The sequence below is a fragment of the Bacillus sp. N6 genome (genome assembly GCF_052805735.1).
Genome location: NZ_CM127843.1, coordinates 4,728,496 through 4,747,548, shown reverse-complemented (window position 1 = coordinate 4,747,548; position 19,053 = coordinate 4,728,496). Strand labels below are relative to the sequence as shown.

Below are 19,053 nucleotides of genomic sequence, written 5' to 3'. Positions count from 1 at the left end.
GGCCTCCGGTAATTTATATTTTTAAAAATTATTTCTCCACGCCAGCTGTTTGCTCAGCATGGAATGTCCAGTTTAGCTGCAGGGAATCACCTTGAAATTTATTTTGATCTTGGTCGTTATCTTCAAATGAGAAGAGGACGTGTAAGTAATCTGTTTCACCAGATTTAATACCATCTATTAAGTTATGACGTTCTAGAGACGTAGCGACATCTTCAGGTTTCATAGTTTTTAATTGTGATAGTTTTGTTTCCCACACAATCTCATGATCATCGTTTGGATTAGATGGCTGTCCATCATTTACTAGAAACTTGACGATAATGTGATCACCTAAATCTTCACCGTCATTATTTTGCTTTGCATCTGTAACTTCATATGATGTTTCAAGTGCTACTTTTGCGATATCCAATGTACCTTTATTTTCAAGCTTGAAGTTCCTTTCAATAAAATCACCTGGTTTTAAATCTTTCACATTAACGATTACACTTGGATTAATAGAAAGATCTAGTGTTCCAGCTTGAAATGAGTTACTTGATGTTTCTGAATCACTGAAATAGGCGAATACACCGCCGAATGTAAGGGATAAGCCAAGTGAAGCGGTGATAATTCCCATTCCTACTTTTTGTTTTAATGACATAAGAAAGCCTCCTAGTTAAATTTGTATAGCAACCGTTCGCAACAAGGATAAATAAGTAAACATAGTAGTCCGCTATGAATTATAGTTACGAAAGATCATAGTTCTTTATTGAGAACAAGTATATGCTTATGAATTTCGCGTTTCAATAAAAATATGACAAAAAATGTTGAGAAACATTTTTTTATTACAGATTATTTTGTTTTGATTTTGAGTGGAAAATAGCATGAAAAATAGTATAAACCTAATAAAATAAAGGTTGAGAAAAAAATAATAGGAGGAAATATAGAAGTAGAATGAAGCGTTTACAATGAATATTCGTCAAAATTCGATATTTTACACGGAAATGTGAAGAAAAACTAACATTTTTAAGAAAAAAACGAATGTTTTTTATAAATTAACAAGGATATTGCAGTTTTTCGCAGAAATAGTTAAAGTATAAAAAATTCTGTCATCTAAGTGAGGTGAGCATATTGAATGTAATAAATTGTGAAGAAGTGAAACGAGATGAGTTTCATACAGAAAAGTACTATGAAAGTTATAACATCTTTGGCGCGCATGTTGTGACGGAAGATGAGATTCAAGGGGTACGATTTACAGTGTGGGCTCCTCATGCGAAAGCAATGAGTGTTGTTGGGGATTTTAATGAGTGGGATTATGAGCAACATAAGATGCTACAAGTGACAGAAGAAGGCATTTGGTCCTTATTTATACCGCATATTGAAGAAGGAGAAATATATAAATATGCGATCGAAACGTTGGCTGGTGACGTCATTTTAAAGGCAGATCCGTATGCTGTATATGCAGAAGTAAGACCGAATACGGCATCTGTAGTTTTTGATATAAAAGGATATGAATGGAATGATAAAAACTGGAATCGTAAGAAAAAGAAAAAATTGATTTATAAAGAAGCGATGACAGTTTATGAATTACATTTTGGTTCTTGGAAAAAGAAAGAAGATGGAACGCTGTACTCTTACAGGGAAATGGTTGAAGAGCTCATCCCGTATGTGGTGGAACATCAATTTACACATATTGAAATTATGCCGCTTGTTGAGCATCCATATGATCGTTCTTGGGGATACCAAGGAACGGGATATTATGCAGCGACGAGTAGATTTGGTACGCCGCATGATTTAATGCATTTTGTCGACGAATGTCATAAATATGGAATCGGTGTCATTTTAGATTGGGTGCCGGGGCATTTTTGTAAAGATGCTCACGGTTTATATTTGTTTGATGGTACACCGACCTATGAATATAAAGATAAAGATGTACAAGAAAATCCAGTATGGGGAACTGTCAATTTTGATTTAGGAAAGAGAGAGGTACGTAATTTCTTAATTTCAAATGCGTTATTTTGGATGAGATATTTCCATATTGATGGTTTCAGAGTTGATGCAGTTGCGAACATGTTGTACTGGAATAAAGAAGGACAAGAGCAAAGTAATGAGCATGCTGTTTCATTTTTAAGGGAGTTAAATGAAGCAGTGTTTGCAGAGGATGAAGATTTTCTTATGACGGCAGAAGATTCAACAGCTTGGCCACTTGTAACAACTCCAACGTATGAAGGTGGGCTTGGATTCAATTACAAATGGAACATGGGCTGGATGAATGACGTGCTGAAATATATGGAGTGTGCGCCTGAATATAGGAAACACATTCATGAGAAAATGACGTTTTCTTTACTATATGCGTACTCTGAAAACTTCATATTACCGCTTTCTCATGATGAAGTCGTTCATGGGAAAAAGTCGTTATTAAATAAAATGCCAGGTGATTACTGGGATAAGTTTGCTCAACTTCGTTTATTATATGGATATTTCTTTACTCACCCAGGAAAGAAGTTACTTTTCATGGGAGGAGAATTCGGACAGTTTGATGAGTGGAAAGACCTTGAAGATTTAGATTGGAATTTACATGATTTTGAAATGCATCGTTATATGCATGATTACTTTAATGAGCTCATAGCATTGTATAAGCGCTCAAAACCACTTTGGCAACTTGACCATTCACCTGAAGGTTTTCAGTGGATTGATGCTAATAATAATGAGCAAAGTATTTTCTCTTTTATTCGCCAAGGGGATAAACAAGAAGATGCGTTAGTTGTCGTATGTAATTTTACGAAAGCTACATATGATAACTATAAAGTAGGTGTACCAGATTTCGAGTATTATAACGAGATTTTAAACAGTGATGCACAGCAATATGGCGGTTCGGGGCAAGTGAATAAGAAACGTCTTAAGACAATTCTAGAACCGTACCATAATCAAGCGGCACATGTAGAGATTACAATTCCACCATTCGGCGTATCCATATTACGACCAGTGAAGACGAGAAAGGGGAGCAAAAAACAAGATGGCTCAAAAACAAAAGTGCGTAGCAATGTTACTAGCAGGGGGAAAAGGTAGTCGTTTAAGTGCATTAACAAAAAATTTAGCCAAGCCAGCTGTTCCATTTGGTGGTAAATATCGCATTATTGATTTTACGCTAAGTAACTGCGCAAATTCTGGTATTGAAACGGTTGGGATTTTAACACAATATCAACCACTAGAACTTCATAATTATATCGGAATCGGCAATGCATGGGATTTAGACCGAGTAAGCGGTGGAGTCACAGTATTACCTCCTTATGCGGAGTCTTCAGGTGTGAAGTGGTACACAGGTACGGCAAGTGCCATTTATCAAAACTTAAACTATTTAAGTCAATATGAACCAGAGTATGTTCTTATTTTATCAGGCGACCATATTTATAAAATGGATTACAGTAAGATGCTAGATTACCATATTGAGAAAGAATCGGACGTATCCATTTCTGTTATTGAAGTACCTTGGGATGAAGCGAGTCGCTTTGGCATTATGAATACAAATGAAGAAATGGAGATTGTTGAGTTTGAAGAGAAACCACAATTTCCAAGAAGTAATCTTGCATCAATGGGAATCTATATTTTTAATTGGTCAATTTTGAAAGAGTATTTAGAGATGGATGCAAGAAACCCTGAATCTAGTAACGATTTCGGAAAAGACGTACTTCCGCTTTTATTGGATGAAGGGAAGAAGTTAATGGCGTATCCGTTTGAAGGATATTGGAAAGATGTTGGAACGGTGAAGAGCTTATGGGAAGCGAATATGGATTTGCTTCGCGATGAAACATCACTGAATTTAAACGATCGTAATTGGCGTATTTACTCTGTCAATCCAAACGAACCGCCTCAATATATTGCTGAAAAGGCGAAAGTAGAAGAATCGCTTATTAACGAAGGATGCGTCATTGAAGGGGACGTGAAGCATTCTGTGTTATTCCAAGGAGTGACGGTGGAAGAAGGAAGTATGGTGATTGATTCTGTTGTTATGCCAGGGGCTAAGATTGGTAAAAATGTTGTGATTGAAAGAGCGATTGTTGGATCAGAAATGGTTATCGAAGATGGAACAATCATTCGTCCAGAAAAGAATGTTGACGATGTAGTATTAATTGCTGAAGGGAAATAGAAAAGGGGGATGAAATGAATGGGAGAAAAAATGTTAGGAATTATTAATGCAACGGGAAGTTTTCCTTCCTTAAAGAAAGTAACAGGGCATCGTTCACTAGCGGCGTTACCGTTTGGGGGCCGTTATCGACTCATTGATTTCATGCTTTCAAATATGGTGAATTCTAGTATTCATAGTGTGGCAGTTTTTACAAGCCATAAAAATCGTTCGTTAATGGACCATGTTGGTTCAGGAAAACAGTGGGATTTAGATAGAAAACGAGACGGACTATTTTTATTCCCGCCAAACTGCCAATGTGACCAAGATGAATTTGGGTCTTTTGCACACTTTAGAAGACATATTGATTATTTTCTAAGAAGCAGAGAAGAGTACGTTGTTATTACGAATAGCCATCTCGTAACAGCATTAAATTTTCAAGCGGTGTTAGAGCGACATATACATACGGCAGCTGATATTACGGAAGTTTGCCATGAAGGGGTTTCGCTTCAAACATACGTGTTAAAGAAACAATTATTATTAGATTTATTTGAGACATATAAAGATGTGGAGCAATACAGTTTATTTGATGTAGTGAGAGAGAAACGCGGGAAATCATTACACATTGCTACATATGAACATACTGGATATGTAGCAATTATTGACTCGATCGAAAGTTACTATAAACATAGCTTAGAAATTTTGCAACCAGCTATTTGGAAGCAATTATTTAAGAAAGAAGCACCGATTTTTACGAAAGTAAAAGATGAGCCACCAACTCGTTATCTAAAGGGTGCAGTTGTGAAAAATACAATGATTGCAAATGGCAGTATTATTGAAGGGGAAGTAGAAAACAGTGTTGTTTCCCGTTCAGTTAAAATTGGAAAAGGATCAATTATTCGTAACAGTATTATTATGCAAAAGAGCCAAATTGGAGATAACTGTATAATAGACGGTGTTATTATTGATAAAGACGTGAAAATTGGCGACGGTGTCGTATTAAAAGGAAATATCGATGAGCCGTATGTTGTAGAAAAAGGAAGCGTACAAAACAGTACGATTAATAGTTATTCCTAAAGAATCAGTGGGGGCTTTTTCCTCCACTGATTAAAGTTTTAATTTAAATGAAAACTCGAAGGGAGGAAGCTGCAAGAGGAGTAATAAAAACTTTTCGCGCAGTGGGACAACAAGTGAATATTTTATTTGCAGTATCAGAATGTGTACCGTTTGTGAAATCGGGAGGATTAGCTGATGTAGCGGGTGCGCTCCCAAAAGAGCTGAAAAAATTAGGAGTGGACGTTCGTATTATACTTCCGAATTATAGCCTCATTCCGAAAAAGTTAAGAGATGGGTGTACGTTACATAAAGTAATTAACGTCCCGCTCGGGTGGAGAAATCAATATTGTGGAATTTTAAAAGGTGAGCAAGACGGAATTACGTATTACTTAATAGATAATGAATATTATTTTAAGAGAGATTCTCTGTATGGTCATTATGATGACGGGGAGCGTTTTTCTTATTTCTCAAAAGCAGTGTTAGAGTGTATTCCGCACCTTGATTTTGAAGTGGATGTTCTTCATAGCCACGATTGGCATACGGCTATGGTTAATTTCTTACTTCGTGAAAAGTATCAAGATAACCCGTTATATGAGCGTATTAAAACGGTATATACGATTCATAACTTGCAGTTCCAAGGAGTATTTCCTCCTGAAGTGATGTACGACTTGTTAGAGCTTGGTGATGAATATTTTCATAGTGAGCAGCTAGAGTTTTATGGAAACATAAACTTTATGAAAGGCGGTATTATCGCTTCGGATCAAATTACAGCGGTGAGCCCGACGTATAAAGAAGAAATTCAATATGAATTTTTCGGTGAGAAGCTAGATGGATTACTGCGAAAATATAATGATAAGCTTAGCGGCATTGTAAATGGTATTGATACGAGCGTATATAATCCAGAAACGGATTCGTATATTAAGGCTCAGTATGATGCAGAGTCATTATATGAAAAGAGTGAAAATAAACGCGCCTTGCAGCGTTATTTTGGTTTGCCAGAAAAAGAGGATACACCAATTATTTCAATGGTAACGAGATTAACGAAGCAAAAAGGTCTTGATTTAGTACGCACTGTATTCCGCGAAATAATGGAAGAAGATGTACAATGTATTATTTTAGGTTCAGGTGATTCGGAATATGAGCAATTCTTTGAGTGGATGGCATATGAGTATCCGGAGAAGGTAAAAGTTTATATCGGATTTAATGAAGAATTAGCGCACCAAGTGTATGCGGGAAGCGATTTGTTTTTAATGCCATCGCTGTTTGAACCGTGTGGACTTGGACAACTTATCGCATTAGCGTACGGTACGATTCCAATTGTAAGAGAAACAGGTGGATTAAACGATACGGTACATTCTTATGATGAAGAAACTGGAGAAGGAAATGGTTTCAGTTTCACGAATTTTAATGCACATGACATGCTGCATACGATTCATCGTGCAATTGAATTTTATCACGATAAACCAGTGTGGGAGCAGCTTGTAAAACAAGCGATGACTGAAGATTATAGCTGGGAGCAATCGGCTCTTGCTTATAAGGAATTGTATAAAAGTCTCATGGAATAACATGTAGGTGGTGAAAAAATGTTTACTCATGTTGAAAGTTTTAAATCAACTTTTCTAGAAAAGTTAGAGACGATGTATGGGAAAAGTTTCAAAGATTCTACAACTCGTGATCAATATAATACGCTCGGCCATATGGTACGTGAGTATATGAATAGTCAATGGATTGCAACGAATGAGAGTTATCGATCCGGAGAGCAAAAGCAAATGTATTACTTGTCTATTGAGTTTTTGCTTGGACGTTTGCTTGGAAGTAACATCTTGAATTTAGGTATTAGAGATGTATGCGAGCAGGGGTTATCTGAACTAGGGATTTCGTTGCAAGAGTTAGAAGAAGTGGAAGCAGATGCAGGCCTTGGTAATGGTGGGCTTGGACGCTTAGCAGCCTGTTTTCTCGATTCACTTGCATCTTTAAACTTGCCAGGACACGGCTGTGGGATTCGTTACAAACATGGCTTGTTTGATCAGAAAATTGTTGATGGTTATCAAGTTGAGTTTCCAGAACAATGGCTTCTTCATGAAAATGTATGGGAAGTAAGAAGGCATGATCAAGCTGTAGAAGTAAGTTATTTCGGCAGTGTTGAACCGCTAGAAATTGACGGGCGTTTAGAGTTTAGGCATACAAATGCAGAAGTCATTATGGCAGTCCCATATGATGTGCCGGTAGTAGGCTATGAGACGAGTACTGTAAACACACTTAGACTTTGGAATGCTGAACCAGTTCCGTTCCCGCAAAACTGCAAAGATATTTTGAAATATAAGCGCGAAACAGAGGCTGTATCGGAGTTTTTATATCCAGATGATACGCATGATGAGGGGAAAATACTTCGTTTAAAACAACAGTATTTCCTCGTATCAGCAAGTTTACAAAATATCGTTCGAATGCATAGAGAAAGATATGGTGACCTTCGTCAACTACATGAAAAAATTGCGATTCATATTAACGATACACATCCGGTTTTAGCAATTCCAGAACTGATGCGTATTTTACTAGACGAAGAAAAGTTAACATGGGAAGAAGCTTGGCACATAACGACGCAGACGATTTCTTATACGAATCATACGACGTTATCAGAAGCGCTCGAAAAGTGGCCAATTCACATTTTTAAACCGTTATTACCGAGAATTTATATGATTATTGAAGAGATTAATGAACGTTTCTGTCATGAACTTTGGGAACGTTATCCTTATGAATGGCATCGCATTGAAGACATGGCAATTATTGCGCATGATCTTGTGAAAATGGCTCATTTAGCAATTGTCGGTAGCCATAGCGTAAACGGTGTAGCAAAAATTCATACGGAAATATTAAAGCAGCGGGAAATGCGATTGTTTTATGAATTTTATCCAGATAAGTTTAATAATAAGACGAATGGAATTGCTCATAGGCGTTGGCTTATGAAAGCAAATCCACAGTTAACAAATCTCATTTCAGAGGAGATTGGAACAGAGTGGAAGAAAGAACCGATTAAGCTTCAATCGTTGCAAACAGTTCAATATGATGCTAGTTTCCAAGAGAAATTTGCAGAAGTAAAACAAGAACGTAAAGAGATTTTAGCAGAGCGCATTCATAATACAATGGGGATTACGATTGATCCAAATTCTATTTTTGATGTGCAAGTGAAAAGATTACATGCTTACAAACGACAATTATTAAATGTTCTTCATATTTTATATTTGTATAACCGTTTGAAAGAGGATGCTAGTTTTACATTTTATCCGCGTACTTTTATTTTTGGAGCGAAAGCATCACCTGGATATTATTATGCGAAAAAAATTATTAAATTAATAAATGAACTCGCAAGAAAAGTAAATAATGACCCGTATGTCAGTCAATATATGAAAGTTATCTTTCTAGAAAACTATCGAGTTTCTTTAGCGGAAGATATATTCCCAGCGGCGGATGTAAGTGAACAAATTTCAACGGCGAGTAAAGAAGCATCGGGAACAGGTAATATGAAATTTATGATGAATGGTGCGATTACACTCGGAACGTTAGACGGAGCTAACATTGAAATAAAAGACCGGGTCGGTGATGATAACTGTTTCATTTTCGGCTTAACAGCGGAAGAGGTTCTTCATTACTATCAAAATGGTGGATATCGTGCAAGTGATTATTATCACCACAATAGGCACATTAAAAAAGTAGTTGATCAATTAACAAATGGTTTCTTTGCACAATCGGGAGCAGAATTTGAAGCGATTTATGATTCTCTCGTTATTCAAAATGATGAATATTTCGTTCTGCGAGATTTTGGCCCATATGCTGAAAAACAAGAAGCTGTCGGTAGAGCTTATGAGAACCGAACAAAGTGGCTAGAAATGTCGATTTTAAATATTGCACAGTCTGGTCATTTTGCGAGTGATCGAACGATTTTGCAGTACAGCAATGAAATTTGGGGTATTGGTAATGCAGTTAAACAGTTTTAAAGAAGTTGCTATATTGGGAGATATATTATCGATTTACCAATAAAAATGGATATTAATAAATAAAACGGGCTTAATAAAATTAAGCTCGTTTTATTTATTTTGCTTAAGAAAGAAATGGAACAGTGGTATATATGATACCTGCCCCATCATACTCTCCTGTCGCAAAGTATGAAAATGTAAAGAAACCTGTGACCGTAAAAATTACAATAAGAAAAAGTGTGAAGATAAATTTTAACATGTAAGGTCCCCTCATCCAAAAATAACTTCATAGAGTATTATAGTATACGAATATTTTATTTCCAATTGTTTACTGGTTAAAAATGAGAAGTCAGACATGTTTTGTATGTTGTAATGGAATGATTATTTGTAATGGATTTTGTATTTTTTGTAAATGTCATATTGTGATGGACGTGTGCATACTCCCAATCATGATCATTAAAATTTATGTTTCGGGGAGGGAGAAGTGGAACGACATCGAACAAGTTGACGAAACGAAAGCTACTAGCTACTTGTAGTTTATAATAATTTCGAAAAGCGATATCTCCTACTTTTGGAGAAGCGAATGTATAAAGTCCATACTGTGCGAAGGCAGTATTTATACGTGCATCTAATATGTGTAATGTGGCAAGCGCACCACCTAGACTATGCCCAGTGGCTAGCAGTTTTTTATGTGCTGGCAATGATACGAGCATATCCATAATAGAATCACGACAAGACTCATAAATAGAGAGAAAGCCGTTATGGACATTTCCGCTATTTAAAGCATAAGGATAAGGTTTTTGATTGACGAGAGAGTCAATAATCCAATCAGGGTCTGTTTGAGTGCCCCTGAAGGCAACGATAATTGTATCCTCAGATTCTAATATAAACCCGAACCATTCTGTTGTTTGAATGGCTTTTCCTTGAAACCCTTGTACATATTGAAAACCATCTGGTATTTCGAAAATACCATTTTGTTTATATTGTTCATACGTTAACTCACAACAAGAAGCTAACAGTATGGCAGTGTCTTTATCAAAGGATAAAGGAGTACGCATTAAGGAAGCCCTCCTTAAGAAAAGGTATAGTTTAATATATGCGGTGAGGAACTTGATTCATGCTTTTGGAAAAAAGACTTGAACCTACAGTTACGTGAGGGAGTATGATTTTTGTAAACATATTGTTAGGAGGAGTGTAAGATGAGCAAAAGGGAAGGCTGTTCAATTGGTGAGTTTGCAAAGAGGACAGGCACATCAATACGGACACTACAATATTACGATGAAATTGGACTACTTAAACCTGGAAAGAATGTTAGCTCTGGTCACCGTTTGTACAAAGGAAAAGATATATTAGAACTACAGAAAATAGTGAGTCTTAAAGTATTAGGATATAGTTTAGAAGAAATACGCGTTATGCTGAAAATGCCAAGTTTAAATGTAAATTTAAAAGAAACGTTGGAACAACAAAGAAAAGCCTTTGAAGAAAAGAGAAGACACATTGAAGTTTCGATAAAGGCGCTTGAACGAACAATGGTATGTCTTGAGGAAGATGAAGAGTTGGATAGTGACATATTAATGAGTCTAATTAACAGCATTCAAAAAGAAAACGAACAACGTTTATGGCTTGAAGGATATGTATCAAAAGACTTTGCTGATGGGTTATATAATAAGTCGGAAGAAGAGGGCATAGCACTTGATAAAGAGTTTGTGCGTTTAGCAAAAGAAGTGAAAAGGTTATTTGGAAGACAAATTGAGGATTCAGAAGTGCAAAAATTGGCTGATGAACATATGAAGGCGACTCTTAAGTATGTTGGTGAAGAGACAATGTATTCTTTAGGTAAATTAGAGAATGTAGAAGAACAATATAATAATATGATGCCATCTCCTTACACGGAAGAAGAAGAAGAGGCATGGCTTAATGAAGCGATGGAGTATTATATGATTCGAAATGGTATGTATAGCCCTCCGCAGTAAAAATAAAGTGCCATAGTCATAAACTTTAGAGAAATGCCTCCGATGTTTTTTCGCATTGGAGGCATTTTTTACTCTTTTCCATCTAAAAGGTGAACAAGGCCACCTAATATACTACTTTCACCAGTACTTTATAATGCTGGTCTTGTAAGAGGTTTGAAAAAATAGCCTGTATATATTTGAACGATGATTACCTATTTACTTGTGTCTGTTCGCACTATATACCGAAAATTTCGGGAAACAAAACATATTATTTATCTGTTTGTTTTTGCTTTTTTTTCAAATACTCCGCACGTAATTGTTCAAGTTTTTGCTTTTTATCAAATTTGGCAGGCTTCTGTTTTTCATGAAACTTTGCCACAGCTACCTGACTTTTGGAATCCAATTGATATTTTCCCACTTTGTTCACCTACTTTTCTTGTCTTGAAAGAGAATCTATTCAACAAATATAATATACCTTATTTTACTGAAGTAAACCTTATTACTTTATTTCATCTGCTTTTTCTCGTTTGTAGACGTAAATTAAAACACCCTTTCACTGCATTACTGCAAGCAAGGGTGTTTAATTTTAGTATTATATTAGTCGATGGACAAGCCTGCATAAGGGCCCTTTTTACTCTTTCCCATCCAATAAACGACCAAGGCCACCTAATACACTACCTTCGCCAGTACTTTGCGCTGCTGGGCTTGTAAGGCGTGCTGCTAATCGGCTAAGTGTTAAGGACTGAATCCAAACTGTTCCAGGACCTTCTAATGTTGCGAAGAATAAACCCTCGCCGCCAAATAGAGCTGTTTTTACTTTACCAACGAATTCGATATCATAGTTAATATCTTTTGTCATGGCAACGAGACAACCTGTATCAATGCGAAGTTTCTCACCAGGTTTTAATTCACGTTTATATACAGTTCCACCTGCGTGCATGAAAGCAAGGCCGTCACCTTCAAGTTTCTGCATGATAAACCCTTCACCACCGAAGAAACCAGTTCCTATTTTTTTCGTAAATTCAATTCCGATAGAAACACCTTTTGCGGCACAAAGAAAGGCATCTTTTTGACAAACTACTTTTCCTTGATATTCTGTTAAATCTACAGGAATAATTTTACCAGGATAAGGAGCAGCAAATGAGACGTGGCGTTTGCCGTGACCTGTATTTGTAAATACAGTCATAAACATACTTTCGCCTGTAACGAGACGTTTACCAGCGCCCATTAATTTGCCGAATAAACCGTTAGATGGGCCAGAACCGTCACCAAAGATTGTTTCCATTTCAATGTAATCTTCCATCATCATCATTGCGCCAGCTTCTGCGATAACGCTTTCTTTTGGATCTAATTCAATTTCAACAAACTGCATATCATCGCCATATAGCTTATACTCGATTTCATGTGCTTGCATTTTTTCACCTCATAAATATGTAGTAATTATATTGTACAGAAGTTAAAAGAATTAGAGTACTGTATTTTTGTTAATTTTTGAATAAAAATAGAATGAAAATTTAAGGTTATACTAGGATTATAAAAAATGATGGAATGAAAGTGTTCTCATTTGACGTTTTCGATATAGCATGATATAGTGAAAGCACTATTGAGCTACATAATGTGGTACGGAAATAAAGCACGTTGTATTAAAGGCTGTAAGCTTGTTATACATTCATGTCCTTTATATCCACCTTTTCATGTGGATTCATAGTTTCATTTTTATTTAGGAGGTACATGACATGCAAACAGGTAAAGTTAAATGGTTTAACGGCGAAAAAGGTTTTGGCTTCATCGAAGTTGAAGGCGGAGAAGACGTATTCGTACATTTCTCAGCTATCCAAGGCGACGGCTTCAAAACTTTAGAAGAAGGTCAAGAAGTTTCTTTCGAAATCGTTGAAGGAAACCGCGGACCACAAGCAGCTAACGTTACAAAAAACTAATTAGCTAGCGATAAAAAGCATTCCGATTTTCGGAATGCTTTTTTTTATTCTTTGGAACTAGATTCATTTGAAGATAATTCGCCCTTAAAGGTACGCTCTTCAAAGTCATCAAGCATTTGTTCATATTCTTCATGCTCTTCTGTAGCGAAAACTTGTGGGTTTTTCCCGTACATATCCGTACCGATAAAGTTTTCAAAATCCTCCACGTAGCCTACGTTTTCTTCACTATTTACATACATGCCATTATAGTTTTTTGAATCTTGTCTTTCTAAATCAGACGGCGTTTCAGATGTTCCGTAATTTGCGACATCTTGCCACGCATCTTCCGCATCGTACTCAACAGAATGGTCCTCATCATGCTTGTGGAAAGAAGGAGACAACACTTCTTCTTCAACTGGTCGTGTATTCATATTTAACTTATTTGTCGCGTGCTGTATGCATGTTGTAGCAGTCGGCATTGCTTCCAATCTTTCAAATGGAATTTCTTCGCCAGACACTTCGCAAATGCCGTACGTACCTGCTTCTATTTTTTGTAGGGCATGTTTCGTCTCCTCAAGCTGTTTATGCCAAAGTTCAATAAGCCCGAAGTCTTTTTCCCGTTCATATAGCTCTGTAGCCATATCACCTGGATGGTTGTCATAGCTAGACAGTTCTCCTACTGAATCGCGTTCAGAAGCACGATCTGTATTTTCATGAGTTTGTATCGTTTGTTCCAGTTCTTGTTTTTGTTTTTCTAAAATGGATTTAAATTGACCTACTTGTTGTGGAGTTAACATAGTCGTCCACCTTCCTACAATTCAGTTTCTTTACATAGTATGAGCGTTGAGAGTAGGAATTATGAGATGAATTTCAGATATGAAAAAGGAGCCGCATAAGCAGCTCCTTTTATAGAAAGTATCCAAGTAATAATCCGATTCCCATTAGGAAACCGAAGATTGTATTTGTTTTTGCTGTTGCAATCATCGCAGGTACCATTTCCATTGGAATGCTTTTGCCGATAAAGCCTTTCGTCGCTTTAAATGCTTGCGGTGCACTTAAAAATACGATAAGCATCCATGGTGATACGATGCCCACGATAATTAAAGCAATTGTCCAAATGTAGGAAACGATGAACATCGAAGCAAGTACACCAACAGCTCTTTCACGTCCAACGAGAATTGCTAACGTTTTACGACCGTTTTCTTTATCGCCATCCAAGTCGCGAATATTATTAGCTAGTAAAATGGCACCAATTAAAATGGAGCTTGGAATAGATAGTAAAATGACTTCTGATGTTACAGTGCCAGTTTGAATAAAGAATGAAATCCCAATAATAATGACACCCATAAATAATCCGGCTGTCAACTCTCCAAATGGTGTATATGCAATTGGAAGTGGGCCACCTGTATAAAGGTAAGCAACGGCCATACAAACAAGACCGATTGCAGCAAGCCACCAGCTAGAATTCATACAAATATAAACACCTAATAGTATTGCGATGCCGAAAAATCCAAATGCTAAGTTAAGCACTGTTTTTGGCTGAATGCCATCGCGAACGATAGCGCCGCCGATACCAACTGAACCTTCGTGATCAAGTCCTCTTTTATAATCAAAGTATTCATTAAACATGTTTGTTGCTGCTTGAATGAGAAGACAAGCAAGAAGCATCATAAGGAAAAGAGGAAGATGTATTTGATTTATACCTCCGACCTGCATCGAATATGCTGTTCCGATGAAAACAGGTACGAAAGCGGCTGTTAATGTATGGGGACGTAGTAAACTCCACCAGATGCGCCAGCCTGTTTGCTTACTTGGCTTTGGCGCCGTAGGAGAGGAATTCGTTTTGACGTTCATTTCCATGTTGAATCCTCCTTTAGTCACATATTGTACACAACTAAGTGTAGAAAAAGCATCATTTAGTGTCAACGTTTATTTTCTAGGAAGAGAAGGTGAATTTCTCAGAAATGCTAAACGTTGACAGGCCTTTCGTTTGAGGTGTATCTTAAAATCAAGCGTAATTATGACTATTTTTCGCCCATAGGGGGGAGACAATTGTGATTCAAACGAAACAAAAAGGCTTGCAAGAAGTTCTTATTGCAGCTATCAAGCGTGCAACTAACGAAAAAATATTGGTTAGTTTTGTAAAACAAATAGACTGGGTGGATCCGCTTCTGTTCTATGCAGCAGGAAAAAGGATTTCATTCGAAAATAGATGTTATTTTGCAGACCCGGCTCAGCATGTAATATTTGCAGGAATTGGCTCTGTTTTCACTATAGCAAATTCTTCTCATAAGCGCTTTCAAACCGCTCGTGACGAGTGGGAGAAAGTAAAAGAGAATGCATTTGTCCAAAGAGATGAATATGAATTTGGAACGGGTCCGCTTTTATTTGGTGGTTTTTCATTTGATCCAGAAAAAGAGAAAACGGACCTATGGAAAGAATTTAAAGATACGACATTTTCACTACCAGCATTTTTATTAACTGTAAAAAATGAAAAAGCATGGTTAACGATGAATACATTTGTTGCAGCAACAGATTGTGCAGAAACTCTTTATAATGAAATGATTTCTTTAGAAGAGAAAATTTTTGAGGAGAGTAAATGTGCGCTAAACGGATCGAAATTAACTGTTATTTCTAAAGTAGAAGTGGATCCGAAAGGCTGGATGAAAGCAATTGAAAAAGTACAAGATGAGATGAAGCAGGGTAACGTGCAGAAGGTTGTATTGGCGAGGGAACTAAAAGTAGAGATGAACCATTCGATTGATTCTGCTCTTGTTTTAGAAGCACTTCGCATTGGTCAACCGGATTGTTACGTATTTTCTTTTGATTATAAAGGAGCATGCTTCTTAGGAGCGACGCCTGAGAGATTAATTCGCAAAGAAGATGAGAAATTTACATCGATGTGTCTTGCTGGTTCAATCGGTCATGGTCATTCTATAGAAGAAAGTGAACGAAATAGTAATGCGCTTCTTCATGATGAAAAGAATTTAGCTGAACATGGTTATGTTGTTAACATGATCCGCTCGGTACTAAATGAACATTGCGAATACGTTAATATTCCGGAAAGCCCAGGTTTATTAACAACGAAAAACTTAATTCACTTATATACGCCTGTAGAAGCAAAAGGCGATGCGAGTCTTTTAACAATGGTAGAAGAATTACATCCAACACCAGCTCTTGGCGGGACACCTCGTTTGGAAGCGATGAAACTGATCCGTGATGTTGAATTGTTAGACAGAGGGTTGTATGGTGCACCGATTGGCTGGATAGATGATGAAGGAAATGGTGAATTTGCGGTTGCGCTGCGCTGCGGATTATTAAACGGCGAGAAAGCATCCTTATTTGCCGGTTGTGGTATTGTAATTGATTCAATCCCGCAGCTTGAATATGAAGAAACAAGTTTGAAGTTTAGACCGATGCTTGGTGCTTTGGAGGAATTAATGAAATGAACAATCATATAGAAGCATTATCATATTATTTAGGCGCGTTCGTGGATGAACTGACGCGTCTAGATGTATGTGATGTTGTCATTAGTCCAGGCTCACGGTCAACGCCGATTGCTTTACTAATGGAACAACACGAAGGAATGAACACATATTTACATGTAGATGAAAGATCAGCTGGATTTTTCGCGCTCGGTATTGCGAAAGCGAAAAAACGCCCAGTAGCATTATTATGTACGTCAGGAACAGCAGCAGCTAATTACTATCCAGCTGTATGTGAAGCTTTTCATTCAAGGGTCCCGCTTATCGTCTTAACAGCGGATAGACCGCATGAATTAAGAGATGTGGGTGCACCACAAGCAATGAATCAATTTAATTTATACGGTACTTTTGTGAAACAATTTACAGAGATGGCACTGCCAGAAGCGAGTGAAGCGATGTATCATTACGCTCGTATGACGACGCAGCGCATAGTAGCAAATGCTTGTTTAGCGCCGCAGGGTCCTGTTCATCTTAATTTTCCAGTTCGCGAGCCACTTATCCCTGATTTCTCACTAGAAAGCTTATGGGATAAAGGACGTAGTGAATATACAGGAGTAGTTCAGCAAGGAAACGTGACGATGCCGAGTGAATATGTAGATTCTCTTGTAGGGCGCCTTTCACATATGGAAAAGGGGCTTATTATTTGTGGAGATGATAGTCATTCAGAAATTGCAATGTTTGCAACGCAACTAGCTGAAAAAACTGGCTATCCTATATTAGCAGACCCACTTTCTAATATTCGTAGCGGACACCACGATAAAACGATGGTAATTGACTGTTATGATACATTTTTACGAAATGAGCAGTTAAAAGAAAAATGGAAACCGGACGTGTTAATTCGCTTTGGTGGTATGCCTGTTTCTAAATCATTAACGCAGTTCATAAAAAAACAAACGAAAGCAGTTCATATCGTTGTCGATGAATCAGGACAATGGAGAGATCCAGCTCTTGTTGCGACAGAAGTTGTGCAAGCAAGTGACATTGAATTCTGCAAGGCAGTAATAGAAAAAATGCCAGTTATGAAGAAGAATGATTGGTTCGTAATGTGGCAACATATAAACGAAAAAACGAAGGAAACGCTTCGTGAAATGGAAACATATGAAACTGCATTTGAAGGAAAGGTTATTACAGATATTGTGCGCGTATTACCAGAAGACGCAACGTTATTTGCGAGCAATAGTATGCCAATTCGTGATACAGACTCATTCTTCTTCACATCGGATAAAAACATCCATGTGATGGCAAACCGTGGCGTAAATGGTATTGATGGAATCATTTCGACAGCTTTAGGAGCGAGCATTATTTGCGATCCACTTGTATTAGTGATTGGTGATTTATCATTTTATCACGATTTAAATGGGCTATTAGCAGCGAAATTACATGAATTAAATATAACAATTGTCGTTGTAAATAATGATGGCGGGGGTATTTTCTCATTCTTACCACAATATGAGAAAAAGGAACATTTTGAATCATTATTTGGAACACCAATTGGACTTGATTATGAGCACGTTGTCAAAATGTACGGTGGTTCATTTAGCCGTGTAAATGGTTGGGAGCAATTCCGTGAAGAAGTACAAAAGGGAGCAACGACAAAAGGTTTACACGTTGTGGAAATTTGTACGAACCGGGATGAAAACTTAACATTGCACCGTACGTTATGGGCAAAAACACAGGACGTAATTACTACATCGTTGCAAGGTGAATCAAAATGAACGTAACACTGCAAGGTGTATCGTATGAATATGAAGTAGTTGGAAGCGGGGAACCACTTCTACTTCTTCATGGTTTTACGGGAAGCATGGAAACGTGGCGTTCCTTCGTTCCTTCTTGGAGCGAGCAGTTTCAAGTCATTTTAGTAGATATTGTTGGGCACGGAAAAACGGAAAGCCCTGAAGATGTGACGCATTATGACATCCGAAATGTGGCATTGCAAATGAAAGAACTATTAGATTACCTTCATATTGCAAAAGTACATATACTTGGCTATTCAATGGGCGGTAGATTGGCGATTACGATGGCATGTCTATATCCAGATTATGTACACTCTCTTTTATTAGAAAACTGTACAGCTGGGCTCGAAAACGAAGAGGATAGAAAAGAACGTCGTGAAAAAGATGATCGACTTGCCGATAAAATTGAGCGAGAAGGCATAGAAAGTTTTGTATCCATATGGGAAGATATTCCACTTTTTGAAACGCAAAAACGTTTAGCAAAAAACGTACAAGAAGCGGTACAAAAAGAGAGGCTTGCTAACAACCCAAAAGGGCTCGCAAATAGCTTGCGCGGCATGGGAACTGGGGCTCAGCCTTCATGGTGGGATGAGCTGAAAAACTTAAAAATACCTGTTCTTTTAATGAACGGAGAATATGATGAAAAGTTCTTCCGCATATTAAAAAACATCGAAAAATGCGTGTCTGATGCGAAATTTGTCAAAATTCATGGCGCTGGCCATGCAATTCATGTGGAACAACCGGAAAAGTTTGATACAATAGTAAAGGGATTTCTAAAAACTATGCAGTGATACTTTTTTCAGCAAGAAGGAAGCCACACTTATAGGTGAAATCAGAAATATAC

At 37.3% G+C, this 19,053-nt stretch carries 17 protein-coding genes; 10 read left to right on the top strand and 7 right to left on the bottom strand.

Annotated features, from left to right (window positions below):
• Window positions 1–28 precede the first annotated feature (28 nt).
• Window positions 29–634 carry a CalY family protein gene (locus ACUXVC_RS24500; RefSeq protein WP_098975994.1) on the bottom strand — a complete coding sequence of 202 codons (606 nt, stop codon included), beginning with the start codon at window positions 632–634 and terminating at the stop codon, window positions 29–31.
• A 470-nt stretch (window positions 635–1,104) separates the two neighbouring features.
• Between ACUXVC_RS24500 and glgB the strand changes: the two genes are divergently transcribed.
• The 5 genes from glgB (at window position 1,105) to glgP (ending at window position 9,144) form a co-directional block, all read left to right on the top strand.
• Window positions 1,105–3,042, top strand: coding sequence for a 1,4-alpha-glucan branching protein GlgB (glgB, locus tag ACUXVC_RS24495; RefSeq protein WP_098127162.1), 1,938 nt, complete (start codon window positions 1,105–1,107; stop codon window positions 3,040–3,042).
• Window positions 2,990–4,120, top strand: a complete 1,131-nt coding sequence (glgC, locus tag ACUXVC_RS24490; RefSeq protein WP_000057619.1) for a glucose-1-phosphate adenylyltransferase — start codon at window positions 2,990–2,992, stop codon at window positions 4,118–4,120. The genes glgB and glgC overlap by 53 nt, the downstream gene beginning before the upstream one ends.
• Window positions 4,121–4,138: 18 nt before the next feature.
• The gene (gene glgD, locus ACUXVC_RS24485) at window positions 4,139–5,173 is read left to right on the top strand and encodes a glucose-1-phosphate adenylyltransferase subunit GlgD (RefSeq protein ID WP_069356391.1); all 1,035 of its coding nucleotides are present in this window, start codon (window positions 4,139–4,141) and stop codon (window positions 5,171–5,173) included.
• Between the two features lie 113 nt (window positions 5,174–5,286).
• Window positions 5,287–6,717, top strand: a complete 1,431-nt coding sequence (gene glgA / locus ACUXVC_RS24480) for a glycogen synthase GlgA (RefSeq protein ID WP_069356662.1) — start codon at window positions 5,287–5,289, stop codon at window positions 6,715–6,717.
• An 18-nt stretch (window positions 6,718–6,735) separates the two neighbouring features.
• The gene (glgP, locus tag ACUXVC_RS24475; RefSeq protein ID WP_446025863.1) at window positions 6,736–9,144 is read left to right on the top strand and encodes a glycogen phosphorylase; all 2,409 of its coding nucleotides are present in this window, start codon (window positions 6,736–6,738) and stop codon (window positions 9,142–9,144) included.
• Window positions 9,145–9,247: 103 nt separating this feature from the next.
• Here glgP and ACUXVC_RS24470 read toward each other — a convergent pair whose 3' ends face one another.
• Both ACUXVC_RS24470 and ACUXVC_RS24465 read right to left on the bottom strand, forming a co-directional pair.
• Complete coding sequence (locus tag ACUXVC_RS24470; protein ID WP_016079902.1) at window positions 9,248–9,382, bottom strand: hypothetical protein; 135 nt, start codon at window positions 9,380–9,382, stop codon at window positions 9,248–9,250.
• Window positions 9,383–9,458: 76 nt separating this feature from the next.
• A complete protein-coding gene (locus tag ACUXVC_RS24465; protein ID WP_001260112.1) occupies window positions 9,459–10,181 on the bottom strand; it encodes a lipase family protein in 723 nt (240 codons plus the stop codon).
• A 141-nt stretch (window positions 10,182–10,322) separates the two neighbouring features.
• Here ACUXVC_RS24465 and ACUXVC_RS24460 point away from each other — a divergent pair, with 141 nt between their 5' ends.
• Window positions 10,323–11,096: a MerR family transcriptional regulator gene (locus tag ACUXVC_RS24460; RefSeq protein WP_446025862.1), complete on the top strand. Its 774-nt coding sequence runs from the start codon at window positions 10,323–10,325 to the stop codon at window positions 11,094–11,096.
• Between the two features lie 247 nt (window positions 11,097–11,343).
• Here the strand turns inward: ACUXVC_RS24460 and ACUXVC_RS24455 are convergent, their stop codons facing one another.
• Together ACUXVC_RS24455 and ACUXVC_RS24450 are read right to left on the bottom strand one after the other, a co-directional pair.
• The gene (locus ACUXVC_RS24455) at window positions 11,344–11,493 is read right to left on the bottom strand and encodes a hypothetical protein (RefSeq protein ID WP_000521637.1); all 150 of its coding nucleotides are present in this window, start codon (window positions 11,491–11,493) and stop codon (window positions 11,344–11,346) included.
• Between the two features lie 213 nt (window positions 11,494–11,706).
• Complete coding sequence (locus ACUXVC_RS24450) at window positions 11,707–12,489, bottom strand: TIGR00266 family protein (protein ID WP_001147841.1); 783 nt, start codon at window positions 12,487–12,489, stop codon at window positions 11,707–11,709.
• Between the two features lie 322 nt (window positions 12,490–12,811).
• Here ACUXVC_RS24450 and cspD point away from each other — a divergent pair, with 322 nt between their 5' ends.
• Complete coding sequence (gene cspD / locus ACUXVC_RS24445) at window positions 12,812–13,012, top strand: cold-shock protein CspD (protein ID WP_001193052.1); 201 nt, start codon at window positions 12,812–12,814, stop codon at window positions 13,010–13,012.
• 44 nt (window positions 13,013–13,056) lie between these two features.
• Here cspD and ACUXVC_RS24440 read toward each other — a convergent pair whose 3' ends face one another.
• Both ACUXVC_RS24440 and ACUXVC_RS24435 read right to left on the bottom strand, forming a co-directional pair.
• Window positions 13,057–13,788, bottom strand: a complete 732-nt coding sequence (locus tag ACUXVC_RS24440; RefSeq protein ID WP_000957398.1) for a yteA family sporulation protein — start codon at window positions 13,786–13,788, stop codon at window positions 13,057–13,059.
• A gap of 109 nt (window positions 13,789–13,897) precedes the next feature.
• The gene (locus tag ACUXVC_RS24435) at window positions 13,898–14,851 is read right to left on the bottom strand and encodes a 1,4-dihydroxy-2-naphthoate polyprenyltransferase (RefSeq protein ID WP_446025861.1); all 954 of its coding nucleotides are present in this window, start codon (window positions 14,849–14,851) and stop codon (window positions 13,898–13,900) included.
• Window positions 14,852–15,045: 194 nt separating this feature from the next.
• Here ACUXVC_RS24435 and ACUXVC_RS24430 point away from each other — a divergent pair, with 194 nt between their 5' ends.
• Genes ACUXVC_RS24430 through menH form a run of 3 tightly spaced genes read left to right on the top strand, consistent with a single transcriptional unit; the run spans window position 15,046 to window position 19,000 of the window.
• Complete coding sequence (locus tag ACUXVC_RS24430; RefSeq protein WP_446025860.1) at window positions 15,046–16,440, top strand: isochorismate synthase; 1,395 nt, start codon at window positions 15,046–15,048, stop codon at window positions 16,438–16,440.
• Complete coding sequence (gene menD, locus ACUXVC_RS24425; RefSeq protein ID WP_144465157.1) at window positions 16,437–18,191, top strand: 2-succinyl-5-enolpyruvyl-6-hydroxy-3-cyclohexene-1-carboxylic-acid synthase; 1,755 nt, start codon at window positions 16,437–16,439, stop codon at window positions 18,189–18,191. Before ACUXVC_RS24430 ends, menD begins: the two co-directional genes overlap by 4 nt.
• Window positions 18,188–19,000, top strand: a complete 813-nt coding sequence (menH, locus tag ACUXVC_RS24420; RefSeq protein WP_144465156.1) for a 2-succinyl-6-hydroxy-2,4-cyclohexadiene-1-carboxylate synthase — start codon at window positions 18,188–18,190, stop codon at window positions 18,998–19,000. Before menD ends, menH begins: the two co-directional genes overlap by 4 nt.
• Window positions 19,001–19,053: the final 53 nt, after the last annotated feature.